Source organism: Planctomonas sp. JC2975 (assembly GCF_012985205.1).
Lineage (GTDB): Bacteria > Actinomycetota > Actinomycetes > Actinomycetales > Microbacteriaceae > Humibacter.
This window is the reverse complement of sequence record NZ_JABEKS010000003.1, coordinates 165057-191991: the sequence shown is the minus strand read 5'-3', so window position 1 is coordinate 191991 and position 26935 is coordinate 165057. Positions and strand designations below refer to the sequence as shown.

At 66.5% G+C, this 26935-nt stretch carries 22 protein-coding genes; 15 read left to right on the top strand and 7 right to left on the bottom strand.

The features are described 5' to 3' along the window. Positions 1-321 precede the first annotated feature (321 nt). Genes HII28_RS20525 through HII28_RS16930 form a run of 4 tightly spaced genes read left to right on the top strand, consistent with a single transcriptional unit; the run spans position 322 to position 3541 of the window. Positions 322-1272 (top strand): extracellular solute-binding protein, encoded by a 951-nt coding sequence (locus HII28_RS20525; RefSeq protein WP_170027023.1) that lies wholly within the window; start codon positions 322-324, stop codon positions 1270-1272. Next, complete coding sequence (locus HII28_RS20520) at positions 1175-1684, top strand: extracellular solute-binding protein (protein WP_170027022.1); 510 nt, start codon at positions 1175-1177, stop codon at positions 1682-1684. Before HII28_RS20525 ends, HII28_RS20520 begins: the two co-directional genes overlap by 98 nt. Continuing rightward, positions 1681-2646 carry a sugar ABC transporter permease gene (locus HII28_RS16935; protein ID WP_170027021.1) on the top strand — a complete coding sequence of 322 codons (966 nt, stop codon included), beginning with the start codon at positions 1681-1683 and terminating at the stop codon, positions 2644-2646. Before HII28_RS20520 ends, HII28_RS16935 begins: the two co-directional genes overlap by 4 nt. Next, on the top strand, positions 2636-3541 hold the full coding sequence (locus tag HII28_RS16930) for a carbohydrate ABC transporter permease (RefSeq protein ID WP_170027020.1): 906 nt from the start codon (positions 2636-2638) through the stop codon (positions 3539-3541). The genes HII28_RS16935 and HII28_RS16930 overlap by 11 nt, the downstream gene beginning before the upstream one ends. Positions 3542-3611: 70 nt before the next feature. On the opposite strand, the gene HII28_RS16925 is transcribed toward HII28_RS16930, so the two are convergent. From HII28_RS16925 to HII28_RS16910, 4 genes are read right to left on the bottom strand one after another with little or no spacing between them, the layout of a single operon-like run. Next, positions 3612-4298, bottom strand: coding sequence for a hypothetical protein (locus tag HII28_RS16925; protein ID WP_170027019.1), 687 nt, complete (start codon positions 4296-4298; stop codon positions 3612-3614). Further along, positions 4295-5182 (bottom strand): carbohydrate ABC transporter permease, encoded by an 888-nt coding sequence (locus tag HII28_RS16920; protein ID WP_205865029.1) that lies wholly within the window; start codon positions 5180-5182, stop codon positions 4295-4297. The genes HII28_RS16925 and HII28_RS16920 overlap by 4 nt, the downstream gene beginning before the upstream one ends. After that, positions 5179-6123: a sugar ABC transporter permease gene (locus HII28_RS16915; RefSeq protein WP_205865028.1), complete on the bottom strand. Its 945-nt coding sequence runs from the start codon at positions 6121-6123 to the stop codon at positions 5179-5181. Before HII28_RS16915 ends, HII28_RS16920 begins: the two co-directional genes overlap by 4 nt. Then, positions 6120-7421 carry a sugar ABC transporter substrate-binding protein gene (locus HII28_RS16910; protein WP_170027018.1) on the bottom strand — a complete coding sequence of 434 codons (1302 nt, stop codon included), beginning with the start codon at positions 7419-7421 and terminating at the stop codon, positions 6120-6122. Before HII28_RS16910 ends, HII28_RS16915 begins: the two co-directional genes overlap by 4 nt. A gap of 570 nt (positions 7422-7991) precedes the next feature. Between HII28_RS16910 and HII28_RS16905 the strand changes: the two genes are divergently transcribed. The 4 genes from HII28_RS16905 to HII28_RS16890 all read left to right on the top strand — a co-directional run bounded on the left by HII28_RS16905 (position 7992) and on the right by HII28_RS16890 (position 15033). After that, positions 7992-10502 (top strand): GH116 family glycosyl-hydrolase, encoded by a 2511-nt coding sequence (locus tag HII28_RS16905; protein ID WP_170027017.1) that lies wholly within the window; start codon positions 7992-7994, stop codon positions 10500-10502. Next, on the top strand, positions 10502-12139 hold the full coding sequence (locus HII28_RS16900; RefSeq protein WP_170027016.1) for a fucose isomerase: 1638 nt from the start codon (positions 10502-10504) through the stop codon (positions 12137-12139). Before HII28_RS16905 ends, HII28_RS16900 begins: the two co-directional genes overlap by 1 nt. Before the next feature lie 69 nt (positions 12140-12208). Continuing rightward, complete coding sequence (locus HII28_RS16895; RefSeq protein WP_170027015.1) at positions 12209-13690, top strand: dicarboxylate/amino acid:cation symporter; 1482 nt, start codon at positions 12209-12211, stop codon at positions 13688-13690. A 143-nt stretch (positions 13691-13833) separates the two neighbouring features. Then, complete coding sequence (locus HII28_RS16890) at positions 13834-15033, top strand: glycoside hydrolase family 3 N-terminal domain-containing protein (RefSeq protein WP_346769385.1); 1200 nt, start codon at positions 13834-13836, stop codon at positions 15031-15033. Positions 15034-15117: 84 nt separating this feature from the next. Here HII28_RS16890 and HII28_RS16885 read toward each other — a convergent pair whose 3' ends face one another. Both HII28_RS16885 and HII28_RS16880 read right to left on the bottom strand, forming a co-directional pair. Continuing rightward, positions 15118-16332 (bottom strand): agmatine deiminase family protein, encoded by a 1215-nt coding sequence (locus HII28_RS16885; protein WP_205865027.1) that lies wholly within the window; start codon positions 16330-16332, stop codon positions 15118-15120. Between the two features lie 111 nt (positions 16333-16443). Next, positions 16444-17814, bottom strand: a complete 1371-nt coding sequence (locus HII28_RS16880; RefSeq protein ID WP_240978334.1) for a PucR family transcriptional regulator — start codon at positions 17812-17814, stop codon at positions 16444-16446. 175 nt (positions 17815-17989) lie between these two features. Here HII28_RS16880 and gabT point away from each other — a divergent pair, with 175 nt between their 5' ends. Together gabT and HII28_RS16870 are read left to right on the top strand one after the other, a co-directional pair. Further along, a complete protein-coding gene (gabT, locus tag HII28_RS16875) occupies positions 17990-19375 on the top strand; it encodes a 4-aminobutyrate--2-oxoglutarate transaminase (RefSeq protein ID WP_170027237.1) in 1386 nt (461 codons plus the stop codon). Next, entirely contained in the window at positions 19368-20849 is a 1482-nt protein-coding gene (locus tag HII28_RS16870) for an NAD-dependent succinate-semialdehyde dehydrogenase (protein WP_170027014.1), read from the top strand. The genes gabT and HII28_RS16870 overlap by 8 nt, the downstream gene beginning before the upstream one ends. Positions 20850-20951: 102 nt before the next feature. On the opposite strand, the gene HII28_RS16865 is transcribed toward HII28_RS16870, so the two are convergent. Beyond that, a complete protein-coding gene (locus HII28_RS16865; RefSeq protein WP_170027013.1) occupies positions 20952-21338 on the bottom strand; it encodes a nuclear transport factor 2 family protein in 387 nt (128 codons plus the stop codon). Positions 21339-21420: 82 nt separating this feature from the next. Here HII28_RS16865 and HII28_RS16860 point away from each other — a divergent pair, with 82 nt between their 5' ends. The 5 genes from HII28_RS16860 (at position 21421) to HII28_RS16840 (ending at position 26849) form a co-directional block, all read left to right on the top strand. Next, positions 21421-21810: a metalloregulator ArsR/SmtB family transcription factor gene (locus HII28_RS16860; protein ID WP_346769384.1), complete on the top strand. Its 390-nt coding sequence runs from the start codon at positions 21421-21423 to the stop codon at positions 21808-21810. Next, positions 21803-22234, top strand: coding sequence for an SRPBCC domain-containing protein (locus tag HII28_RS16855; protein ID WP_170027011.1), 432 nt, complete (start codon positions 21803-21805; stop codon positions 22232-22234). Before HII28_RS16860 ends, HII28_RS16855 begins: the two co-directional genes overlap by 8 nt. Positions 22235-22435: 201 nt before the next feature. Next, positions 22436-23299, top strand: coding sequence for a MurR/RpiR family transcriptional regulator (locus HII28_RS16850; protein ID WP_170027010.1), 864 nt, complete (start codon positions 22436-22438; stop codon positions 23297-23299). Beyond that, positions 23296-24129: a serine hydrolase gene (locus HII28_RS16845; RefSeq protein WP_170027009.1), complete on the top strand. Its 834-nt coding sequence runs from the start codon at positions 23296-23298 to the stop codon at positions 24127-24129. Before HII28_RS16850 ends, HII28_RS16845 begins: the two co-directional genes overlap by 4 nt. Before the next feature lie 137 nt (positions 24130-24266). Further along, positions 24267-26849 carry a PKD domain-containing protein gene (locus tag HII28_RS16840; RefSeq protein ID WP_170027008.1) on the top strand — a complete coding sequence of 861 codons (2583 nt, stop codon included), beginning with the start codon at positions 24267-24269 and terminating at the stop codon, positions 26847-26849. Positions 26850-26935 lie beyond the last annotated feature (86 nt).

The following is a 26935-nucleotide window of genomic DNA, read 5'->3' as shown; positions in this document are numbered from 1 at the left end:
CGCGGCTGTGTCCGAATCCGAACGACAGGGACGGGCAGAGACCGCAGCACTCGGATTTCAACGATTGACACCCATTCGGGGGGTGTGTACGATCAACGAAATCGATTACATCCGTTCGGCGCAATGTTTGACCTGTAGCGGTACGAAAGCACGATGTCCTCGGCGGACTATGTGGGCATCCAAGCCGTGACTTCCTAGTCATGTGCGGAAGAGCATGGCCTCGCCGGCCCTGCCCGGCGGAAGCGCGCGCTTGCCTTGCGACAAGCCTGGGAGCGAAATCGATTGCGAACGGAGCGATCGACAATGGCGACGAACGGAGCAATGGTGCACACCGAAGCGTTCTCGAGGCGCACGCTGTTCAAGGCGGCGGCAATGACGACGGCGGCTGCGGCCGGTCTATCGCTCGCCGGTTGCTCGACCAAGGCATCCCGTTCCAGCGAACCTTTGCAGTTCTGGCAGTTCTATGCGCCGCAGACGCAGACCGCGGCGGACCTCAAGGCGCAGAACGACTGGTTCCAGAAGGCCGTCTCTGACTGGAACGCGAAGAACGACCAGAAGGTCGAGAACGTCTTCATTCCGAGCTTCACGGATCCGAGCAACACGCGTCTAGCAACGGCCTTCGCCTCCGGTGACGGTCCCGACATCTTCCTGATCAGTCCGGGTGACTTCCTCCGCTATTACAACGGCGGCGCTCTCCTCGATCTGGCGCCGTACATGACGCAGGAGGCGATCGACGACTTCAACCCGAACATCCTCGCCACTCGCCGAGTCGGCAAGGGCGTCTACGGGCTGCCGATGGAGGTTGAGCCGCTCGCGATGTACTACAGCATCCCGGCGTGGGAGAAGGCCCATCTCAGCGAGGGCGACATTCCGACGACATGGGATCAGATGCTCGACGTCGCGCGCAAGCTCACAACGGACTCGCAGTCGGGCCTGGTCTTCGAAACGGTGCCGGGGTACTTCCAGAACTTCACCTGGTACCCGTGGATGTGGCAGGGGAACGGCGACGTGGTGGATGCCCGCCAGAGGCCGTCGTTCGACAGTGACGCGGTCGTGCAGGCACTGGACCTCTTCGGCCGTTCGGTACGATCCGGCGTCGCGCCGCGAACGGACCCTGCCGCAGGAGATTTGCCGGGGGCATTCGCCGAGGGCATTCGCCGAGGGATACGCCGCGATGTGGCAGTCCGGAATCTGGCAGGTGGCGGGATTCCGCGGAAGTCACCCCAAGTTCGACTACGGATTGTTTCCGCTCCCCACTCCGCCCGGTGGTGAGACGAAGACGGTCATGGGCGGCTGGGCCTGGTGCGTCAACGCGCGAGGGCGCAATCCCGAGGCGGCCGCGAAGTTCGTCGTCGACACCGTCGGCAGCATGAGCGAGTCGAGCATCCAGCGCATCTACGACTGGTGCACCGTCGCGAAGTCGGACATGCCCCCTCGCAAGTCCGTCGACAAGCTCATGGTCGAGCGCGGCGCTCTCGAGAACGACAAGCTCAAGTACTTCCACGACGTGATCCTGCCCACCGGTCGCGGCGAGCCGCGCTATCCACCTGTCGTCTACAAGGCCATCTCCGACGCGATCGGGCAGGTACAGGCGGCCGGCGGCGATGCGCGCGCACAGGCCGACCGAGCCCAGACGGCCATCACAGCATTCATGCAGACCTACCAAGGAGGGACGCTGCTATGACCGCCACAGTACGGGCGGGCACGATCGAGACGAACGGGTCACGGCGTTCCGCCACCGACTCATCCAAGGAGAGGCGACGATCGGCTCGCGCACGGCGCGAAGGCCTCGCGGCATTGCTGTTCCTCCTGCCTGACTCGCTCGGCCTGCTGATCTTCGTGTTCATCCCGATGGTGATCGCCATCGTGCTCGGCTTCTTCCGGCTCGACGGTTTCGGCAACATCTCGTTCGTCGGGTTCGGGAACTACATCCGTATGGCGCAGGATCCGCAGTTCCTCCAGAGCGCAGGAATCACCGCGCTCTACCTCGTGATCCTGGTGCCGGCGATCTTCGTCGTCGGCCTCCTGCTCGCCCTGCTGGTGCAGCAGCGCATCCCCTTCATCGGGGTGATCAGGAGTGCCCTGTTCGCTCCGTACGTGATCAGCCTTGTCGTCGTCGGACTGATGTGGCAGTTCATGCTGGCGGACAAGGTCGGAGTAGTGAACCAGTTCCTGTCCGCGTTCGGCGTGCACGGGATCTCCTGGCTCGGCGACCCGCACTACACCTTGGGGACCGTTGTGGTGATCAGCATCTGGTTCCAGATGGGCTACTACATGATCATCTTCCTGTCGGGGCTGCAGGACATTCCCGCCGAGCTGTACGAGTCCGCTCGCATCGACGGCGCCGGCGCGTGGCAGCGGTTCTGGAACATCACCTGGCCGATGCTCCGGCCGACGTCTCTCTTCGTGTTCGTCACCGCGACGATCGCTGTGATCACCGGTGGCTTCGACCTGATCTACATCCTCACCGGGGGTGGACCGGCAGGAACGACGTCGCTCCTTATCTTCTACATCTACCAACAGGCCTTCCTTTACGGCGAGTACGGCTACGCCGCTGCCATCGGCTCGGTGCTGGTGCTGGTGCTGCTCATCTGGTCGGCGTTCATGTTCCGCATCACGAAAGGAGGGCGGATCGATGACGAGTGACATCGCCACCCGTACAACAACGGGCTCGACCCTGCACGACGGAGCCCGGCCTGCCGCTCCGCGCCGCAAGCCGGGGCGCGAGAAGAAGTGGACGAAGAAGAGCACGACCCTCTTCGTCGTGGGCGTCGTGATCGCCATCGTGACGATCTTTCCGCTTGCCTACATGGTGCTGAGCTCCTTCAAGACCGAGGCCGACATCTACGGCACGTCACTTCTTCCGCCGCATTGGACCTTCGAGAACTACGTTTACGTCTTCACGCAGGTGCCGTTCGCCCGATACATGTTCAACAGCTTCTTCGTATCGGCGTTCGTGACCGTCGTCGCGTTGCTGTTCCATTCGATGGCCGCTTATGCGCTCGCTCGCCTGCGGTTCAAGGGCCGTGAGACCGTCTTCCTCATCATGTTCTCGACCCTCCTGGTCAGCCTCCCCGTCGTGCTCATTCCCGAGTTCGAGGTCGTGCGCCTGCTCGGTATGCTCGACAGCTACTGGGGTCTGATCGTCCCGTCACTGTTCAGCGCGTTCGGCATCTTCCTGCTCCGGCAGTTCTACATCTCGCTTCCGGACGAGCTCGAAGAGGCCGCACTGATCGATGGCGCCGGGTACTGGCGGATCTACTGGAATGTCATCCTGCCCTTGTTCCGTCCGGTCCTGGCCGCGCTCGCCGTCTTCTTCTTCCTGGCGAACTGGAACTCGTTCGTCTGGCCGCTGACCATCACCTCGAATCCGGACCTCCGTGTCGTGCAGGTAGGCATCTCCACGTTCCATCAGCAGTACGCATCGTCAGAGAGCTACATCGTCGCGGCGTCGACGGTGGCAGCGATTCCCACCCTGCTGCTGTTCTTCTTCTTCCAGCGCCAGATCACGGAGTCGATCAAGACCTCCGGCTTCAAGTGAGCCGTTCCGGATCGGCGCCCGTCCCGCCGAGCCGGCCGAGACGGGCGCCAAGACGTCGTCCGCGGTGAGGTCAGTCGCGGGGGTCGATGACCGTCACCATGTGCCGGAGGGCGAGCACCGAGACGACGGCGAGCGGCGCGGGAAGCAGGAACAGCAAGGTTCCGCTGAACTGGGCCGCACCCCACGCCACCAGCACGATGACGGCGATGAACCCGATGACAGGGACAGGACGACGAGCGGTGAGTACGAGTGCCGTCAGCGCAAGGCGGATGCCACGAAGTCGCGGCATCGAGACACCGAGCGGCAGCCCGACCACTGCCGACACGAGGAGAAGAACCGAGACTGCCGTGCCGACGGCTGCGGGAACGGCAGCGATGATCGCGCCTGTGCGCGCCCATACCAACTCGGCCACAAGAGTCAGGGCGATGGACGCGGCGGCCGGCGCGAACAAACCGATCGAGAGCCGCCAGGATGTGCGCAGCTCGCGCCCCAGGGAGAACGCGCCGGGCGTTTCGCCCTCCAGGGCGCGGTGCGCCTGGGCCACCAGCGCGCCGTACAGAGGCGCCAGCAAGAGGGCGTAGAGCACCACCGAGAATGGCGTTAGTCCCGGCGCCATCCACAGCACGAGACCGGTGACCACGCAGATCGCCGTTCCCGACACGAGAAATGCGGGGAGAGCATCCCAGAGCAGTCTGCCGGCACCGGTGAACCGAGTCTCGTCGCGCGCGCTCGGACGCGAGGACGCGGGCGCGGTCATCCGCGGATCCCGCTGGATGCGATGCTCGAGACGAAACTGCGCTGAAAGACCAGGAACAGAACGAGCACAGGAACGACGACCATCGTGATGGCGGCGAACACGATAACGGCGGGGCCGCCTCCTTGCCCACTCTGAAGAGTCACGAGTCCGATCGGGAGCGTCATGTTCTGTGGACTGCTCAGGAAGATCAGCGGGCCGAAGTAGTCGTTCCACGCGGCCTGGAAGTTCAGAATGATCAGCGCCGAGATCGCGGGACCGGACAGCGGCACCAGCATTCGGAAGAGGATCCACAGATGCCCGGCGCCATCGATGCGTGCCGCTTCGTCGAGCTCCCGCGGAATCGTGTTGAAGTACTGCCGCAGGAAGAAGATGGCGAACACGTTGATGAACGCAGGCAACCACAGCGCGGTCAGCGTGTCGACCAGGTGCAATGTGCGCATCAGGATGAACACCGGGATGATCGTGAGCTGCACGGGCACCATCAGCGCGCTCAGGATGCCGACGAAAATGGTCTGCCGGCCCCGGAACTGCAGCCGGGAGAATGCGTAAGCGGCCAGGATGCTCGTGAGCAGCGATCCGGCGGTGCTCAATGTCGCCACGATGATGCTGTTGAGGAACATCTGCCCGAACGGGATCAGTCCGAACACCTGAGCGAAGTTGTCGACGCTGAATGGGATGGGTATCCACGTCGGCGGAAGTGCGAACGCCTGCGATGCATCCGTGAGGCTGGTCGAGATCAGCCAGACGAGCGGCGACACCATAAGGATGCCGATGACGACGAGCACGATGTCGAGAACGATCGAGCCCGTGCTGAAGCGCCGTCGGCGCCGCGCCCGGCCGCTTTTCCCTGGCGTGACGTCCATCGTCGCGATGGGAGCCGTCATTGCTCGTACACCCACTTTCGTGATCCCCAGAACTGAAGGGCGGTGACGCCCATGATGATGACGAACACGAGCAGCGCGATCGCCGAGGCGTACCCGATGTCGAAGGCCTGGATTCCGGTCTGGTACAGGTACATGACGATCGACATCGTCGAGTTGTCCGGCCCGCCCTGCGTGATGATCTGCATGGGGTCGAAGATCTGGAAGGCGCCGATGAAGGTGATCACGGTGGCGAAGAAGATGGTGGGTGACATCAGCGGGATCGTGACGTTGAAGAAGACCTGCCGATTCGACGCCCCGTCGGTCTTAGCCGCTTCGATCAACTCGTTGGGCACGGTCTGCAAACCGGCCAGCATGATGATGAACGTGTAGCCGATGGTGTGCCAGAAGTCGATGCCGATGATCGCCGGTAGCGACCACGCAGGATCGGTGAACCACTGCGGCGATGGAATGCCGAGCTGCCCGAGGTAGAAGGCGATGTAGCCGAAGCTCGGGTCGAGAACGTATTTCCACAGCAGGGCGACGGCCGCCCAGGAGATGAGGAACGGGAAGAACACCGACGCTCTGGCGAAGTACGACACCGCCCGGTTCGCCACCCTGTTCACCGCAAGTGCCAGGAGAAGTCCGCCGATGACGTGAGTGAAGACGGATGCCAATGCGAATGCGAATGTGGTGAGGAGCGTTCGCCCGAGCAGCGGATCGGTGAAGAGCCGTGCGAAGTTCGACAGCCCTGCGGGTTGCGCAGGCGTGAGCAGGTCCCATTTGAAGAATGCGAGTGCGATCGCGACGACGAAGGGACCGGCTATGAACACGAGGAAGAAGATCATCGCCGGGCTGATGAAGGCATAGCCCAACCAGGCAGGAGGCCGATAGCCTCGCGCGACATTCTGGTCGCCGCGGCGTACCGGCCTCCTGGTGCTGGCCGACGTGGTCAAGGTCGTCACAGCAGTCCCGCAAGGGTGGTGCTGAGCTGCTTGAGACCAGCATCAGCTGCCACGCCGCCGGTGAGGATCTTCAGCCAGGTCTGTTCAACGGCCTGCTGGCTCTCCGCACCGCGGTTCGGCGAGGGAACCGGGGTGGCGTACGAGGCGGCCTGGTAGAGCAGTTCGCTGCCTTTCGGTGCGCCGTTGAGGAACGTGTCGCTGAGCGCGATCGACTTGCGCGCCGGAATGTTCGTCCCGCCCACCTTGGCGAAGTCCTGCCCGGCTTCCTTCGTGGTGAGGTACTTGATGAACGACCATGCGTCGTCCTTGTTCTGCGACGACGTGAGGATCGGGAACGCGTCCCATCCGATCGGCGTACCGAGCTGCTTCTTCTTTGGCATCTTCACGATCTGCACCTTGTCGACCAGCTTCAGTCGGATCATGTCGATCGTCGGCCAGCGGCCTCCGGCGAGCGCGGCGAGTTTGCCTTGGGCGAGTTGCGTCGCTGCATCGAAATTGCCGCCGGGCTTAGGGGAGTAGCCCTTGTCCACCATCGATTTGCAGAACTCTGCGGCTTCGATCGCCTCCGGAGAGTCGATGACCGGCTTGGTCCAGGACTCGTTGAGGGTGCTGGCACCGTTGCTCAGCAGCCAGGGCATGATGTCGGTGAACTGAGCGCTTCCGAACGGAAGGATGTATGCGCCGGTCTTGCTCTTGATCTTCTCCGCGGCCGCCTCGAAGTCGTCCCACGTCCAGTCGTCGGTTCCGGGGAGGTCGACGCCGGCCTGCGCGAACACGTCCTTGTTGCAGTAGAGGCACACGGTGTTGAAGCCCCCCGGCATGTAATACGTCTTGCCGCCGGGGTTGCCGTACTCGTCGCTCCACTTCTTGTACGTCGGGTCGATGTCCGCGTAGTAGTCGTCGATCGCCGCCTTGTCCTTGGAGATGTTCGTCTCGAGGTCTTCGATCAGCTTCTTCGAGCGGAAGATGCCGAGGCCCTCCGTTGCTATGTCGATCACGTCCGGTGCGGCACCGCCCGCGATCCGGGTGGCGACGGTGTTGGCGAATCCTGCCCAGTTCTGCGCCGCGATGCCCTGGGCGGCGAACTGCACCTTCGGGTTCGCCTTCACGAAGCCGGAGTATTCGGCTTGCACGGCCTTCTGCTGGCTCGCGTTGCCGTAGAAGACGAATGTCAGCTTGCGCGATCCACTGGAGCCGGACCCGCCGGACGAGCACGCCGCCAGCGATGCGGCAGCCGGCAGAGCCGCTGCCAGCCCGAACAGTTGAAGAGCGCGTCGCCGGCTGATTGAGGAGGACATGAACGATCGTCCAGTGCCGGATGTCGATTCCACGATGAATCCCTTTCGTCGCTGTGATTTGCGAAAGATCGACCGATCGACGCGGTGGGGTGGCGAAGGATCGATTGCCGCATCGAAATCGATTACAGACATTAGGCGCTCCGAAGCGGAGCCTTGTCAAGGGCCATCGGGCAACGTGTGCGGAAGATCTGACCGGCGCTTGGAACGGAATGTGCACTTGATTGTGAAACCGATTGCTGCCAATGTGGTGCATGATCACCACCACGGCGACCATCGGTGTCGACATCGGAACCTTCAGCAGTGAGGGGATGCTCGTGGGGCTGGTGGGCGGATCGCGACACCTGCAACCAGGAGCACCTGGTCTCGCGGTCGAGCTCCGGGCCCGTGGAGATGGGCGCGAACATCCGGTGGTCGGAATTCGTGGCCCTGTCGCGTGCGTGGCTCGATGATCGGTCCGAGCTGCGGCATCGATTGCAGCACGGCTCTCCAGTCAGTTCCATCCGATGCCCGGTTGCAGGGCAATTCTGCAAACCGCATACTTGAAACCGATTACACGAAAGGTTATCAACGATGACGAACCCGCAGACGTCGCGGTTGCTAGGGCCGGAGGCGACAGCCGCGGCATTCCCCTTGGGCGGGATCGGTACCGGAAACGTGTCGATCGGCGCCAGGGGCGAGCTGCGCGATTGGGAGATCTCGAATCATCCCGACAAGGGATCCTGGCTGCCGTTCACGTTCTTCGCGATTCGCGCGCAGCCGGCGGATTCTCCAGCCGTGGCCAAGGTTTTGGAGAGCCGGGTGCAGAAGCCGCACGAGGGCGATTCCGGATACCACATCGGCAAGGTCGCCGGACTGCCGAGGCTGGCGTCGTCTCGGATGGCCGGCGAGTATCCGATCGTCACCGTCGAGTTCGAGGACGACGACCTTCCAGTCGGCGTCCGTCTGACCGCGTTCACACCGTTGGTGCCGCTGGATCCCGATGATTCCGGCATCCCGGGCGCCGTGCTCCGCTACACGGTGAGCAACGACTCGGACTCTCCGGTGACGGTCCAATTGGCGGCCGCGATGTCGAATCCGATCGCGATCACGGGGCGCAACGTGTTCCAGTTCCCCGAGTACGAAGGGATGCCGTCTGTCGCATTCACCGACCGAGACGGCCTTCGCGGGCTCGAGCTCGGCACCGACCTTCCGGCGGACGACGTCCACTACGGCACGGCGACCCTGGTGACGGCGAATCCGGTCACTGCCACCCCATGCTGGCCGGTCGACTTCTGGCAGGACGGCATTCAGCTGTTCTGGGACTCCTTCGCCGCATCGGGACGGCTCGAGCCTTCGCCGGTGTTCAGCCTGGACGGCGACGATCCTGAGAAGCTGCCGAAGCTCCGCACAGGGAGCATCAGCGTCGAGCACGTGCTGGCACCGGGAGAGGCGCACGACTTCGAGTTCATCCTGAGCTGGCACACTCCGAACCGGCCAAAGGCGTGGAACGGAATGGTGGGGCTGCCGAACACGCATGCCGACGAGGTCGTGCAGAACCAGTACGCCACCCGATACCCGGATGCCTGGGCGGTCGCGGCCGACCTCGCCCGCCGTCTTCCTGAGCTCGAGGCCTCGACCTGGGCATTCCACGATGCGCTCCACGACAGCACCCTGCCTGCCGCCGTGGTGGATGCCGCCACCTCGACTCTGGCGGCAGCCAGGAGCACGACGTGCTTCCGCATCGCGGACGGAACGCCTGAGGGGCGGTTCGCCGCCTGGGAGGGCAGCTTCGACCATGCAGGCAGCTGCGAGGGGACGTGTACGCACGTTTGGAATTACGCGCAGGCGCTCGCCGCGCTCTTCCCGAGTCTCGAGCGGAATGCCAGGCGCAACGAGTTCCTCAACGAGACTCTGCCGGACGGCAGGATGCGTTTCCGCACCAACTCCGTGTTCGACGCGGAGCCGCTGGAGTTCCATCCGGCGGTGGACGGACAGATGGGCACGATCGTCCGGTTGTTCCGCGAGTGGCGCACCTCCGGCGACGACGACTTCCTCGCGGAACTCTGGCCGGCCGCGAAGCGCGCCCTCGACTTCGCGTTCACGGAATGGGACGCCAACGGCGACGGCGTGCTCGACAGCAAGCAGCACAACACGTATGACATCGAGTTCTACGGGGAGAACTCCCTCGCCAACTCCATGTTCATTGCGGCGCTTGCGGCTGCGGTACGCATGGCAGAGCATCTCGGAGACCGCGAGGCGGCCGACCGATATGCACGTGCGGTGGATGTCGCCTCAGACCTGGTCGACCACATGCTCTTCAACGGCGAGTACTACGACCAGCGGCTCGACGATGTCGACGCGCACCGGTACCAATACGGCGCAGGATGCCTGAGCGACCAGTTGCTCGGACAGACCCTCGCGCACCTCGTGGGACTAGGGCACATCCTCCCGGCCGACCATGTGCGCTCGGCGGTCCGCTCCATCCACCGGCACAACTTCCGACGCGGATTCGAAACCTACGCCAGTGTTCAGCGAACCTACGCGCTGAACGATGAGGCGGGGCTCGTGCTGTGCACGTGGCCGAACAGCGGAAGGCCCCGCATCCCCTTCGTGTACTCCGACGAGGTGTGGACCGGGATCGAGTACCAGGTCGCCACCCACCTCGTGTACGAGGGAGACGTCGACGAGGGTCTCGAGATCGTGAACGCCGTGCGGGAGCGGCACGACGGCATCCGTCGAAACCCGTGGAACGAGGCGGAGTGCGGCAACCACTACGCGCGATCCATGGCGAGCTGGGGTGTGCTCGTGGCGTTGACCGGCGCGGACTGGAATGCGCCGACGCGTCGCCTTCGGCTAGCTCCCGTCCGTCAGGCCTTCAGGGAAGGCAAGGCGAGCCTCCCCTTCACAGCCGGAACCGGATGGGGCGTCGTCGACCTCGACGAGCGCCGCGCGACGCTTCGGGTTCTCGGCGGCGACCTCGACGTCGACTCGGTCGAGGTCGAGCATCCGGCGTCCGGACTCTTCTCGGCCGCACCCGGCGCCTTGTCGGCCGGCGACACCATCGACCTCACTGCACTACCGACACCACAGGAGAACTCGTAATGAGCACCTACACACTGCCCGCACCGCTGAGCCGTCCGCAGGCAATGCCTCAGACGCTCTACACGGTCGCGAGCGGCGACCTTCGACCCAGCGCCAACGTCAAGTGCTGGCCCACGCAGCAGAAGCTCGAGGACGACTTCGCAGCGGCGGCCGCCTCATTCGGCTGGTCGATTCAGCGTGCGCACCCGTACGACGCGGAGAAGGGCCACGGGTTCATCGACAGCCAGCGGGCCGGCATCGAGGTGTTCAAAGAGATCCCGGTCGACGCGCCGGTCGTCGTGGTCGATGCCGTGTGGCAGTACAGCCACCATGTGCTGCCAGGTCTGCGTACCCACGAAGGACCCATCCTCGTGGTGGCGAACTGGGCAGGCGACTTCCCCGGCCTCGTCGGTCTGTTGAACCTGACCGGCAGCATGACGAAGGCGGATGTCGCGTATTCGGCACTCTGGAGCGCCGACTTCACCGACGACTGGGCTCGCACCAGGCTGGGCGAGTGGCTCGAGACCGGGGGCATCGTTCACGACCAGTCGCACGTGCGCGACCTGCCGGCCCTGGACCCGGAGAGCCAGGAGGTGCAGCTCGGCCGGGCGCTCGCCGGTCAGCTCAGAGACGAGAAGGCCATCATCGGCGTCTTCGACGAAGGCTGCATGGGCATGTACAACGCGATCTTCGACGATGAGCTCCTCAACCCGCTCGGCATCTACAAGGAGCGGCTATCGCAGAGCGCCCTGGTCGCCGAGATGACGAAGGTGACCGACGACGAGGCGCGCGCGGTGAAGACGTGGCTCGACGAGCGGGGCTTCGAGTTCCGGTTCGGCTCGGATCCGTCGACGGAGCTCACCGAGGACCAGGTGATCAGTCAGTTCCGCATGTACATCGCAGCTCTCCGCATAGCGGACGACTTCGGACTCGACGCCATCGGCATCCAGTATCAGCAGGGGCTGAAGGACACGGTTCCCGCAAGCGACTTGGCGGAGGGCTTGTTGAACAACGTCGAGCGGCCGGCGGTTCTGAGTCGCGACGGCTCTCGGGAGCTGTATCAGAACGTTGCCGTTCCGCACTTCAACGAGGTGGACGAAGGGGTAGCCGTCGACGCGTTGATCACCAACCGCATCTGGACCGCGATGGGGCTGGACCCGGCGACAACGCTGCACGACATACGGTGGGGCGAGGAGTACGACGGCGAGTTCGTGTGGGTCTTCGAGATCTCCGGATCCGTTCCCGCGTCGCACAACGGGGGATACGACAAGAGCTACGCGATGCGTCAGGACCCGATGTTCTTCCCGCTGGGCGGTGGAACGCTTTCCGGATGCTCGAAGCCGGGCGAGATCGTGTGGTCGCGCGTCTTCATCATGGACGGCGAGCTGCACGTCGATCTCGGACGCGGTCACGTGGCGGACCTCCCCGCAGAGGAGACCAAGCGTCGTCTTGACGCCACGAACCCTGAGTGGCCCATCATGCACGCCGTGCTCCACGGAGTGGGACGTGACCAGCTCATGGCTCGGCACAAGGCGAACCACGCACAGGTCGTCTACGCTCCGGACGCCGAGACCGCGGACCGCGCCCTGCTCGCGAAGGCTGCATTCTTCGAGGAACTCGGGGTGCAGGTCCACCTGTGCGGTGAGGTGGCACTGTGAATCCGTCGGACGTCGTAACAGTCCGTCACAGCCGCCCCCGAGCCCGGCGGCTTATATAACGTGGCGGCCGTGACTTCCACGACCGATTCCTCCGAAACCTCTGTGAAGACCCGAACACGCAAGACCCCTCGTTGGCTGACGTCGTTCGGAGTCCAGATCATCGCCGGCCTCGTCGCCGGTGTGATCGTGGGCCTGATCGCCCGCGCCATGGGCGGCACGCTGCTCGACCCGAACTGGCTGACAGCCACCGTGACCACCATCGGCAACTCCTACGTGTCGCTGCTGACCGCCGCGGTCGTGCCGCTGGTGTTCACGGCCATCGTGAGTTCCATCGCGAACCTGCGACGGGTGTCCAACGCGGCGAAGCTGGCCATCCAGACGCTCATCTGGTTCGCCATCACGGCGTTCATCGCGGTGCTCATCGGCATCGCGCTCGGCCTGATCGTGCAGCCGGGTGCGCACACCGGTGTCTCCAAGTCGGCCGAGGCGCTGCCGAGCCACGTCGGATCCTGGTGGGCGTTCCTCGTCGGCCTGATCCCGTCGAACGTGTTCGGTCTCGCCGCGAACTCGCAGGTGAGCGGCACCGGCGCAACCACGGCGGTCACCACGGCGGTGTCGTTCAACGTGCTGCAGGTGCTCGTCATCTCGGCGGCCATCGGCATCGCGGCGCTCGTCGTCGGCAAGAAGGCCGAGCCGTTCCTCAACCTCACGTCGTCGGTGCTGGCGATCATCCAGAAGGTGCTCTGGTGGATCATCCGCCTCGCCCCGATCGGCACGCTCGCGCTCATCGCGAAGGCCGTCGCGACCTACGGCTGGGATGCCCTCGGCTCGCTCGGCGTGTTCGTGATCTGCATCTACGTGGGCCTCGTGATCATCCTCTTCGTGGTGTACCCGATCATCGTGCGCGCCAACGGACTCTCCATCAAGCAGTACTACTCGGGCGCATGGCCGGCCATCCAGCTCGGCTTCGTCTCCCGCTCCTCGATGGGCACCATGCCGCTCACGGAGCGGGTCACCGAGCGCAACCTCGGCGTGCCGCGCGAGTATGCAGCCTTCGCGGTTCCGCTCGGTGCGACCACCAAGATGGACGGATGCGCGGCCCTCTACCCGGCGCTGGCCTCGATCTTCGTGGCGCAGTTCTACGGCATCCACCTCACGTTCGGCCAGTTCCTGCTGATCGTCGTCGTCGCCGTGATCGGATCCGCAGCCACGGCGGGCACCACCGGCGCCACCGTGATGCTCACGCTCACCCTCTCAACGCTGGGCCTGCCGCTCGCCGGCGTCGGCCTGCTGCTCGCGATCGACCCGATCATCGACATGGGTCGCACGGCCATCAACGTCGCCGGTCAGGCACTCGTGCCGACCATCGTGGCCAAGCGCAACGGGATCCTCGACCTCGGCCTGTACAACGCGAAGCGCAGCGGCGACCCGTTCAAGGACGACGACGCGAAGACCGACGACGCGAAGGACGACGACGCGAAGGACGACGACGCGAAGACCGACGACAAGGTCGACGTCGCGGACCGCACTCTGGAGCCCGCGAACGCCTGACGCGTAGGCGAGCGTTCGACTCGCCCTTGTGATGCCGAATCGCCCCCTTGCCGCCGCAGGCCAGGGGGCGGTTCGGCGATAAGGAGGACGAGTCGAGAATCCGGGGTGACAGAGCTCTGAGCCGTGTCGCCTAGCATCGACAGGTGCGCAGACCGACCTCCCGGATGCTCGGCGCGGCCGTCGCAGTCACGGTCGCGGCCGCGCTTGCCGGCCTGCTCGGCGGGTGTGCGACATCCGCTCCGACGTCGACACGCACCCCGAGCCAGCGGACGACGCACACACCGACCCCGACTCCCACGCCGACCACGGCGGATCCGATCGCAGGCATGACGCTCGAACAGAAGGTCGGGCAGCTCTTCATGGTGGGGTCGCAGGCGACGGCGGCGGATCCCACGACGGTGAAGGCGATCGCCGGCCTTCACATCGGCAACGTGTTCCTCGCCGGGCGCTCGCACGCGGGAACCGGCGCCGCTGCCGCCGTCGTCTCGCAGTTCACATCGCAGGCGACGCCTGCCGCAACCGCGGGGCTGCCCCTGTTCGTCGCCACCGACCAGGAGGGCGGCGAGGTGCAGGTGTTGAACGGACCCGGATTCGACGAGATGCCATCCGGTCTGCAGCAGGGCGCCATGGCACCGGACGCGCTGAGGGATGCCGCGACGCGCTGGGGCAGTCAGCTGAAGTCGGCAGGCGTGAACATGAACCTCGCGCCGGTCGTGGACCTGATCCCGTCGCCGCAGGCGGCGGAGAACAACCCGCCGATCGGTGGCTTCGACCGTCAGTTCGGATACGACCCCGACACGATCACAGGCCATGCGGACGCCTTCCGCGCGGGTATGGACACGTCCGGTGTGGTTCCCGTGATCAAGCACTTCCCCGGTCTCGGCAACGTGACCGAGAACACCGACACGGACTCGGGTGTGACGGACACGGTCACGACGGCGACGAGCCCCAGCGTCGGCGTGTTCGGCACAGAGATCCAGCGCGAGGCCCGGGTCGTGATGATGTCAACCGCGATCTACACGCAACTGGATCCGAATTCGCCTGCCGTGTTCTCGTCCGCGATCGTGACCGGGCTGCTGCGAGACAAGCTGGGATTCCGCGGCGTCGTGATGAGCGACGATCTGTCAGTGGCAGAGCAGACGTCGGCGTGGTCGCCGGCGGATCGCGCCATCCTCGCGCTCCAGGCCGGAGTCGACATCGTGCTCATCTCCGCCGACTCATCGCTCGCCGCGCCGATGGTCGCCGCGGTGGTGGCGAAGGCCAAGGCGGATCCCGCGTTCGCCGCGACCGTGGACGACGCCGCCCGTCGAGTGGTGGAACTCAAGCGGTATCAGTTCCAGTGACATGCCGTTCGCGGCATGTGTCACCGGTGCACGACGAGCGGTGAGCACGACGACCAGCGGTGAGTCACGTTCGACAGCCCCGCCTCACCGTGCGGCCGGCTGCTGCTGGGTGATGCAGTGTACGCCGCCGCCACGAGCGAAGATGGCCCGGGCATCCGCTCCCACGATCTCCCGACCGGGATATGCCTCTGCGAGTATGTCCAGGGCCTGCTCGTCGTGCGGATCATCGAAGGTGCAGGCGATCACGGCGTCGTTCACGACGAGATGGTTGATGTAGCTGTAGCCGACGAAGTCGTGCGCATCGCGCAGCACCTGTGGTGCGGGCAGCTCGACGATGTCCCACTCGTCGCCGTCCGGTGTGCGCGCGGAGCGCAGCGCGTCGACGACCTCGCGGGTGATCGCATGATCGGGATGGGTGCCATCCGTCTGGCTGTGCACGAGCACGCGTCCCGGCGACGGGAAGGCGGCGACCAGATCCGCGTGCCCGTGGGTGCCGAACCGCTGATCGTCTCTGTACAGCCCGCGTTGCAGCCAGATGGGGTTCGTGGTGCCGAGGGTGCGCGCGCACTCGGCTTCGACATCCGCCTTGCTCCACTCCGGGTTGCGTGCGGCATCGAGTTGCACGCTCTCGGTGAGCAGCACGGTGCCGAGCCCGTCGACCTGGATGCCGCCCCCTTCGTTCACGAGATCGCTCACGACCCTGCGCGCCCCGGCGCGCGCCGCGACCAGTGCGCCGATGACCGCATCGTTTCCCCAGCGGGCCCACTCCTGACCGCCCCAGCCGTTGAAGCGCCAGGTGACGGCACCGAGCCTGCCGTTCTCGTCGCGCACGAAAGTGGGACCGATGTCGCGCATCCAGGCGTCGTCGAGCGGCGCGGTCACGATGTCGACCTCGGACGAGAGGTACCGGCGCGCAACGGCCACGTCGTGCGGGTCGACCACCATGGTCACCGGTTCGAAGCGAAGGATGCCGTGGGCCACCTCGGTCCACGCGTTGCGTGCTGCATCCAGGTCGTCGGCGGTGTCGCCAAGGTACGCGTCCGCGGGAGGGAACGCCATCCAGATGCGCTCCTGCGGTGCGGTCTCGGCCGGCAGACGCCACGGGGTCTCCTCGATGAGCTCGACGGTCGTCGTGACGTCGACGACCTCCCCTGATCCGTCCACCGCGAAGGTCTCGGTCGCGACGATCTCGATCTCGACGACCTCGCCGTCGGCGTCGACGGCGAAGAGCTCGGCGGCTCCGGCGCCGGGCTCCTCACCCAGTCCGTCATCCGCTCCCGGTTTCTGCACGTCGTTCATCGCCGCCCCCACGCCGTCGTCCGGCCCATCGAATCGGGTCCCCCGAACCATGGTCCGTCGTCCGTAGCGAAAGCGCGTCCTCCGAAGCGGGTGGTCCGTGAGCGATCACGGTCAGGCACGGGTGCGGACAGCGCGCAGTGCCGCCCACACCTCCGCCCTGTCGGCGAACGCGGTGAAGTCGCGTCCTAGGAGGTGCGCGGCGGAGCGGATGCGCGCCGTCAGCGTGTGCCGATGCACGCCGAGCTCCCGGGAAGCGGAGTCGTAGACGCCGTTGTGCTCCAGCCAGACCAGCAGTGACCGGGCGAGCACGCCCTGCTGGTCACCGGCTGTCAAGGGCGCCAGCAAGGCCATCGCTCGGGAGCGGATCTGCGGATCGTCCACTCCCGGGAGCAGCCCTGCCGCCCCGCCGCCAGAAGCCGAGGCCGTGGCGGCATCGGCCATCCGCGTTGGCTCCAGCTCCGCATCGATGCGGGACCGCGCCGCCCCGAGCGCCGCGACCTCCGATGCCGAAAGGCCATCCGATTGCTCTGCCAATGCCCGCACATCGTCGAGGGCCCGCACCAGGGCCGCGCGAACGGCGGTGCCGGCCGTCTCCACCGCGTGACCCTGCTCGAGGGCGAGTCCGGCCAGCGCCACCACGCTCGTGACGACCTGCTGCGTCGCCTGATCCGCGTCGCCGTTGCCGCCGTGCGCCAGTACGCCCAGCAGGCGCTCGCTCGCTCCGATCGTCTGCAGCGAGGCGGTGGTGTGCGCCCCGGTGACGCTGGATGCCGCGCGGCGGCGCCCGAGCAGCATCCGCTTCGCCGCGGTCTCGATGTCGGCGCGGGACGACTCGGACAAGGCCTTCGCCGGGAACGCGCGCTGGACCGCGCCGCTGGCGTCGGTGAGTGCCACCCATCCGCCCAGCTGCCTGGCCAGCTCCGCCAGCGTCGCGGACAGCCCGTCCGGTCGCAGCGCCGCCAGCGAGAGCGCCCGCTGAGCGGACAGGGCCCAGGTGTTCCGCGCGTAGTCCTGCTCGGCCAGGAGGTCCGCCGCGTAGCGGGCGACAGCGATGAACGGTGTGCGGTACGGCACGTCGAGCAGGGGGAGGGCGTTGGCGACACAGGCGGCGATGAGACCGTGCGGTGTCGTGCGCACGACCTCGGTGCCGAATCCCAGCGCCACGACGCCGCTGCCCACGAGGCGCCTCACGTAACCGTCGTAGTCGGAATCATCGCTGTCGCTGGAACTGTCGGTGGCGGAATCGCCGGCAGCGGGGCGGCCGGTCGCGGTGGGGCCCGCAGCGGATCCGCCGAACTGCGTGCCCGTCGTCAGCAGCACCTGGCCCTGAGTCAGGAACGGGGTCGGGTCGAGGAGATCGGAACTGTGCACCCAGGAGGCCTCGGCGTCGAGCCCAGCGGCCGGCATGGCATCCGTAGGGGTGAGGAGCGTGAGGCCGAATTCGCGGCGAGCGAGAAGGATGCGCACTGTCGGCATGGGCATATCCAGAGTGTACAAAGTGGCCACTTGGTCGCGCCTGAATGGCCAGTGTGTCCAGTCGGCGGATCCGGCCCCGGACCTAGCCTGAACTCAGACACCGGGATCATCGGTGTCGCCCGTTCGCACTTCAGTGATGAGTGGTCGGCAGCCGAGCCGCACCAGCCGAAGAGAGGCAATGATGACCATCGTCGACACCGCGTCGGGCACCGCGCAGGCGCCCATCCCCACCGGAGGACCGCAGCTGCCGCAGGAACGGCGGCTCGTGACCGAGATCCCCGGACCGCAGTCGCGAGCACTGCTGGCGCGCAAGGCCGAGGCGGTCGCGAAGGGTGTCGGCCACAGCATCCCTGTCGCGACGGTCGCCGCCGGCGGCGGAGTTCTCGTGGATGCGGACGGCAACTCGCTCATCGACCTCGGCAGCGGCATCGCCGTCACCGGGGTCGGCAACTCGGCGCCGCGCGTCGTCGAAGCCGTGCAGCGCCAGGTCGCGCAGTTCACGCACACGTGCTTCACGATCTCGCCGTACGACTCGTACGTCGAGGTGGCCGAGGCCCTCAACCGCCTCACGCCCGGCGACTTCGCCAAGCGCAGCGCCCTCTTCAATTCCGGTGCCGAGGCCGTGGAGAACGCGGTCAAGATCGCGCGCCACTACACGAAGAAGCAGGCCGTCGTCGTCTTCGACCACGCCTACCACGGCCGCACCAACCTCACCATGGCGCTCACCGCGAAGAGCCTGCCGTACAAGAACGGCTTCGGACCCTTCGCTCCCGAGGTGTACCGGGTGCCGCTGTCCTATCCGTACCGAGACGGACTGAGCGGAGCGCATGCCGCCCGCCGGGCCATCGACCAGATCGAGGCGCAGGTGCGAGCCGAGAACCTGGCGGCCATCCTCATCGAGCCGATCCAGGGCGAAGGCGGATTCATCGTCCCGGCAGAGGGATTCCTGCCCGCGCTGCAGAAGTGGGCGAACGATAACGGCGTCGTCTTCATCGCCGACGAGGTGCAGACCGGATTCGCCCGCACCGGCACCATGTTCGCCAGCGAGCAGTTCGGCATCGTGCCCGACCTCGTGACCACGGCGAAGGGCATCGCAGGCGGCCTTCCCCTCTCGGCCGTCACCGGACGCGCCGAGATCATGGACTCGTCCCAGGTCGGCGGCCTTGGTGGAACCTATGGCGGCAACCCGATCGCGTGCGCGGCTGCGCTCGCGACCATCCAGACGTACGAGGAGGAGCACCTCGCCGAGCGGGCGAAGCAGCTAGGCGACATCATCCGGGAGAAACTGAACGCGCTCGAGGCATCCGATCCACGGGTCGGCGATGTTCGCGGTCGCGGGGCCATGATGGCCATGGAGCTCGTCGATCCGTCCGGCGACGGAGGGGCAGGGCGACCGGATGCCGCGCTCGCTTCCCGCGTGCTGGCCGCGTCGGTGGCGCAGGGCGTCGTGCTGCTCACGTGCGGAACGTGGGGGAACGTCATCCGCTTCCTGCCGCCGCTGGCGATCTCGGATGAGCTGTTGATCGAAGGACTGGACATCGTGGGAAAGGCGCTGACCGATGCCTGAGAACAGAAAGCTGACCGAGGCGGAACTGCTGGCCGACGTACCCGACGGGCTGTACATCGGCGGTGAGTGGGCGCCAGGGGAACGCCCGAGTGCGCTCGACGTGCTCGACCCATCGACAGGGAGGGTGCTGAAGACCATCGCGGATGCGTCGCCGGCCGACGGTATCCGCGCACTCGATGCCGCCGTCGACGCTGCGGATTCGTGGGCGGCCACCGCTCCGCGAAAGCGCGGTGAGATCCTGCGCCGTGCGTTCGATCTGCTGCAGGAGCGCGCCGACGACTTCGCGCTGCTGATGACGCTGGAGATGGGCAAGCCCGTTGCCGAAGCGCGCGGTGAGGTGACGTACGGCGGCGAGTTCCTGCGCTGGTTCAGCGAGGAGGCCGTGCGCATCACCGGACGCTACGGCGTCAACCCCGAAGGCACGGGGCGCATGATCGTCACGCAACACCCCGTCGGGCCCTGCTACCTGATCACGCCGTGGAACTTCCCTCTGGCGATGGCGACCCGCAAGATCGCGCCTGCGCTCGCCGCCGGATGCACCGTCGTCGTCAAGCCGGCCGAGCTCACGCCGTTGACCACTCTGTACTTCGCGAAACTCATGACGGATGCAGGCCTCCCCGGCGGTGTGCTCAACGTGATCACGACCACCACGTCGGGCGCGGTGTCCGAGCCGATCATCGCGGATCCGCGGCTCCGCAAGCTCTCGTTCACCGGGTCGACCCCGGTCGGGCAGAAGCTTCTGCAGCAGGCATCGCAGGGTGTGTTGCGCACCTCGATGGAGCTCGGCGGCAACGCTCCGTTCGTCGTCTTCGACGACGCCGACCTCGACAAGGCGGTCGACGGCGCGATGCTCGCCAAGTTCCGCAACATCGGCGAAGCGTGCACGGCGGCCAACCGGTTCATCGTGCACGAGGCGGTCGCCGAGGAGTTCGCCGCGAAGGTGACGGAGCGCGTGCGGGGGCTGAAGGTGGGCCGCGGCACCGACGACGGCGTCACGATCGGACCGCTCATCGACGACAGGGCCGTGGCGAAGGCATCCGCTCTGGTGACGGACGCCGTGGGACGCGGCGCGACGCTGCGCGTCGGCGGCTCGGCAATCGACGGCGTCGGCACGTTCTTCGAGCCGACGGTCGTGACGGATGTCGTGGCAGGCAGCGACATTCTCCGCGAGGAGATCTTCGGCCCGGTCGTGGCCATCGTGCCGTTCCACGACGAAGCGGATGCCGTGCGCATCGCCAACGACACCGAGTACGGCCTCGTGAGCTACGTGTTCACGAAGGATCTCGCCCGCGGCCAGCGGATGATCGAGTCCCTGCAGACCGGCATGATGGGCCTCAACGTTGGCGTCGTGTCGAACGCCGCGGCACCGTTCGGCGGCGTGAAGCAGTCAGGCCTGGGGCGCGAGGGCGGATTCGAGGGGATCCACGAGTACCTCTCCACGAAGTACACGCTGACGCCGGATCCGTTCGCGTAGCCGACGCACCGTCGCCGTGCGTGGGCTCTCGCCGGTCGGCGGCGGAGCCGGTCTCGGTGAGCTCGCCCGCCGGTCGGTGCCCGACCGGCGGGCACCGACGACTCAGGCGGATGCGGCGATCCCGGCGCGCAGCGCCTCGTTCACGGGCGCGAAGGCGACCTTGTCGAAGATGAGCTCGATGTCGGTGATCCGTCCGTCGGCGATGCGCAGGTTCTCGACGCAGACGACTGCGCCGGCCGGAGTGCTGGTGACGAAGTCGTAGACGACGCAGGCGTGGTCGCCGTTCTCGTAGACGTCGCGGATGTCGTTGCGTTCCAGTGCGGGCAGCAGGCGACCGAGCGCGGCCAGCCACTGCGCCTTGTCCGACGAACCGGTTCCGACCCTCGCCTCGAGGGATTCGGCGAGCAGCGCCTCGACGGCGTCGAGGTCGTGGGCTCCGACCGCTTCGATGTAGGCGCGGGCGACGCCCGCGGGGGATGTGGTGTCCATATCCGCACTCTAAATACAAATGTCCATGAGTACAAGGGTGCAATTGTGGATGATAGAGTCGTCCACGACCGAGGGAGCGCACGTGAGTGAGGGCACATCGAGCGCTGCGGCGATCGACCGCGGGCTTCGCGCCCTCGCTGACGGCAACCGCCGCGCCATCCTGACCGCGGTTCGGGATGAGCCGCGCGCCGTAGGCGACATCGCCGGAGCGCTCTCACTCTCGCAGCAGGTGATCTCGCACCATCTGCGCGTGCTGCGCGAGGCTGAACTCGTCGACGAGACACGCGACGGCACGCGGCACCTGTTCGCCGTTCGCACCGACGGCCTGGCCGCGGTTCGGGAGTACCTCGACGGATTCTGGCCGTCGCAGCTCGGACGCCTGAAGGCCGCCGTCGAGGCCGGTGCGCGCGGCACGGTCGCCGTCGAGATGCCCGAGGGCGACTCGAACTCGGGCAGGCATTCGAATGCCTGACTTCCACGCCTCCATCGACATCGAGGCCGAGCCGGACACCGTGTTCGACTACCTCGTGACCGCCGACGGCATGACCGCCTGGATGGGCGAGTTCGCGACGCTGGAGCCGCATCGCGGAGGGCGCTTCCGCGTCGACATCGCCGGCTTCCCGATCCGCGGCGAGTACCTCGAGGTGGACCGCCCCAACCGCGTTGTCGTGTCGTGGGGGATAGCGGGCAGCGAGGATCTGCCGCCCGGAGCATCCCTGGTGAGCTTCGAGCTCACGGCCGTCTCGGGCGGCACCCGTGTCGATCTCACGCACACCGGACTTCCGGATGCCAGGGTCCCGGGACATCGCGCCGGCTGGGCGCACTTCCTGCCGCGGCTGAAGGGTGCGGGGGCGGGGCATGCGCTCGGGCCGGACGACTGGCGCCCGCTGTCGTGACTCGACTCTGATCGCAGCCCGCGACCGCCCAATGCCGCCGAGCCTTGGCGCTCCAACGGCGACTGAAATCCGGTATGGAGAGGGTCGACTCCGGCGCCGTGGATGTATAGCATCTCCACCAATGAGGCGATTTCTGAAAACCATTGCCATTCGCGTGGGGCTCGCCGGTGAGCCCTCGTCCGTCCCGGGACGGACTCTCGCGTGAGCATCCAGTCGAGCATGCAAGCACTCACCGAACGGTATCCCCCGTCGATGAAGCGGATTTCGGAGATCGTGGTCGCCAGGCCGCAAGTCGTGCTCGAGCTGACCATCACCGAATTGGCGAAGCTGTGCCAGACGTCCGAGGCCACGATCGTGCGGTTCGCGAGGACTCTGGGATTCGCCGGCTATGCGGCGCTCAAGCTGCAGATGGCGGCCGAACTCGCGGCGGAGACCGCTCAGCTCGGGGCCGACAGCAGTTACGGATCCGACATCGCCCCGACGGATAGCCTCGCCGAGACCGTAGCCAAGATCAGCGGATCCGAGTTGTTCGGCATCCGCGAAACGGCGGCCAGCCTCGACCTCGACACGCTTCAACGTGTCATCGACGCCGTTGCCGGCGCACAACGGACGTTGGCATTCGGGGTGGCGGCCAGCAACATGGGTGCGCGAGACCTGCGAGAGAAGTTGCTGCGCGTGGGTCGCGTGGCTCTGGGGTTCACCGACGCCCACGACGCGATCAGCTCTGCGTCACTCCTCGGAGCAGACGATGTCGTGATCGGCTTCTCGCACAGCGGCCAGACCCGAGAGGTGTGCGAGCTTCTTCGGGTCGCACGTGCGGGAGGGGCGGTCACCGTCGCGATCACGAATGCACCCGAGTCGCCGGTGACTCGCGATGCCGATCTGACGTTGCTCACATCCGTGCGCGAGACGACGTTCCGTTCCGGCGCGATGGCCAGCAGGATCGCCCAGCTGACTATCGTCGACTACGTGTTCGTGGGGGTCGCGCGCACCAGCTATGAATCGAGCGTCGAAGCGCTCCGAACCAGCCGCGAAAGCTTGGCGCGGCTGCGCGGGGAGAGGTGACGGCGGGCGCGGGCCGGGCAGGTGAGCACCTGCACTCCGGCGATCCGATCGTCTCGACGGCGAGCGCGAGCGCGCCCTTGATCGCGTACGCGATGTGCGACGAGCGCGGGAGGATGCTGGTATCCCGTCACGCGCACACCGTCTTCTACGCGGCATCCACCGTCAAGCTCGGCGTGATGCTCGCCGCAGCCATTTTCGCTGAGCGCGGCGCGCTGCGCCTCGACGATGCGCTGCAATGCAGGCGAGTCTTCGAGTGTGAAAGTGCAGAAGGAACCATCGAGGAGTTCCGGCTGGATCCCGATGACACGGATCCGCAGTTCCCCGCCGATGGTTCGTCCGCGACCATTCGCGAACTCGTGGCGATGATGATCGACCGATCGTCCAACGAGGCGACGAACGTCTTGTTCGATCGCCTGGGCCCGGCCCCGATCGCAGAGGCATTCCGCCTCTGCCGTGCTCCGAACACACGCATGGAACGCCGGATCGGAGATCCGTGCGCGGTACGTGCCGGACTGACCAACGAGACCACCGCGGCAGACCTGGTCGCCGTGATGCGCGGCATACTGAGCGGCGCACTGACCACGAGGACGAACTCTGCGTGGATGCGCGACGTGCTGGAGGCGCAGGAGCATCCGCGGATCGGTTCCGTCGTGGTATCAGGGACGCCGTGGGGGTCGAAGTCGGGTGACGTTCCGGGCATCGAACACGATGTCGCGTTCGTCGGGCAACCCGCATCGCGTCGTTACCTCGCCGTCTGCACCCGCGGTTTCAAGCCCGAGCAGGGACGCGAAGCCATCAGAGGAGTGGCTGCTGCGCTTCTCGGTGGATGAGGAAGCGGCCAAACGCTGTCGTTCCGGTCCCATACCGACCGGACACATCAAAGGAGATAAATCAGATGGCACGATCACGTCGCCCATACTCGAAAGCTCGATCAGATGATGCGCCGCCGCCGACCAGGCGGAGATGGGTGGCCCTGGCATTGCCTGCTGCATTGATCGCCACGTTCGCGCTCGCCCAGCCGGCGTTCGCGGAAGCGGGATCGCCGGATGCGTCCGGAACCTCCACGAGCGCTGCTGCTCCCACCAGCGCACCGGGGACCGCGGCGCCGGCACCGACGGATCAGGCGAAGACGTCCAGCGACTCCGCGAGCACCGCAGGCGTCAACGCACTCGGAGCTTCGATCGCGAAGATCGCGCTCAGTCAGGTGGGCAATGGCGACAACCCTGTCGTGACGGGCTTCGGCGGTCTCAACTGCAACCCGTACACGACCGAGGTCGCGGGATTCTCCGCGAACTCCGACGGCTGCGGCTACGACTCCACGTTCAACGTGCGGAACTCGAACGAGAACTGGTGCGCCGACTTCGTGAAGTGGGTGTGGCAGCAGGCCGGCATCACGCAAGACATGAACACGATCAACGCAGCGGCATCGAGCTTCGTGCAGTGGGCCGTGGATGACGGGCAGACGCCCGTTGCGGACTCCGGCACCCCGGTCGTGGGCGATGCCGTCGTGTTCTTCCACGCCGGTGCGATCAGTGCTGCACGATACGCGGATCACGTCGGCATCATCGTGGCGGTGCACGACGACGGAACGGTCGACATGGTCAACGGCGACTTCTCATCGTCGACGAACGTGAAGGTCGAGCACGATGTGAACCTCGACCTGACGACGTTCGCACACAACACGTGGAGCGCCGGAGAGGTGTGGGCGCTGGTGTCGCCGCCGACGGCCGCGCAGCACCCGAACCCGAAGGCATCCATCTCCGGTCCCGACACCGCGGTGACGGGCACCGAAGCCGTGTACCACGCGGCGGGCAGTGAGAACGGCGGCTCGATGACCGGGTACTACTGGACGTTCGGCGACGGCCGCGCGACCAACAGCAACGGAGCGGATGTGACCCATACCTTCGCGACGCCCGGCCTGCACACCGTCACGGTGACGGCGACCTCGAGCTTCGGGACCATCACGACCGTCACCAAGAATGTGAACGTCGTTGGCGCATCCGCTTCCGTCGCGGCTGTGCCGTCGACGGAGACGTGGTACTCGAGCTATCCGGTGTCGTACTACCGCTTCGTGCGGGCGAGCGGATCCGGAAGCCTCGCAGCCGACGTGTGGGACGGCGCCAGCTGGCTCCAGCTGGCGGCGGCGGGCACGCCGGCACCCAGCGGTGCGATCGCCGCGCTCGCGTACATCGACCCCGAGGTGAATTCTGCGACGACGCCGCACGCGTACTTCCGCGCATCGGATGGTTCTCTCGCAGAGAGCTACCTCGGCTCGAGCGGATGGGTGAGCAACGATCTGCCGGGCACGCCCGCGACGGGAGCCGACGTCGTGGCGGCATACACGGCATCCGGCCCCGCCGTGTTCTTCGTGGACGCGAACGGTCTGCTGAATGAGACGAGCGAATCCTCCGGCACCTGGTCGACCAGGACGTTGACGGACTTCGCCGTGCAGCCGGCACCCCTGGCGCTGAGCGAGACGGCAGACGGACCGATCGTGTACGCGATCGGGCACAACGGCAAGCTGACGACCATCTCGCAGGCAAGCCACGACTGGGCGGCCGTTCCTTCGCCGGCGCGCGTGTCGAAGCAGGCAACACTCTCGGCGCTCACCACACCCGACGGCGTCGCCAGCGTGGTCGTCAACGGTGCCGTGGGTGCGGGCCGCTCTGGCGATCCGGCGCTCGTGCAGCTCACCCGGAAGTCGCGCGGTGCCTGGACCACGACCACCCTGCCCGGAAGCCCTGCGGCCGGCGCCATCGCCGCGTCGACGTACGAGCTGCCGAGCGCGGTGTCCGGCCCGCTCGGTGACTTCCCGAACCCGCCAGGAACGCTCCAGGATGGTCCGGCGCACCGGCTCGGATCCGTCGTCGCGTACCTGAGCGCGAACGGATCCCCGGCCGTGGCGTACAACGACGGGTCCGGGTGGCAGACCGCCGCGTTGCCCGGCACGGCGACAGCGGTGACCGGCATCGCGGCCGAGCCGATCGCCCACCAGCCGCTGCAGGTGTACCTGGACACGGCATCCGGGCCCGCGATGGACACCACAGGTGACACGGCGGCGCCGAGCGGACCTTGGGCGACCCAGGCGTTGCCGTCGAGTCCAGCCGCGTTCGCCGACCGGGTGCTGCTGTACTCGGCCGGAGCGGGCGACCTGCCGGCTGCGCAGGCGGCCGCAGCATCTGCCGGGCTGTCGTCGAGTCAGGTGACGACGTCGTACCAGGTGGCGTGGGCGGCGACGCTGTCGGGCGACCACTTCGTGATCGCGGTCGGTCAGGCGGCCTTGAACGCGCTCGAGTACAACACGTGCGGATGGGCGAACCCCTCCGCCGTCGACCCGGGCAGCACGCCGTTCGACTATGTGACCCGCGCGCTGAACGTGCTGCCGGGAGCGGATCTGTTCATGAACGGCGCGGCATCGGTGGCGGCGAACACGCAGCAGCGCGCGACCGACCTGGCGTACTACGCGGTGAACGGGGCGTTGCCCGCCGGTCAGACGGCGCTACCAGCGGCAGCTCCGTCGGCGCGCACCTGCCTGGGCTCGGCGAGCTGAGGCTGCCCCTGCCGCTGGCTGAGCTCGTCGAAACCGGTTCTCCATACGCTGGTCGAGCCGGTTTCGACGAGCTCGACCAGCGGTGG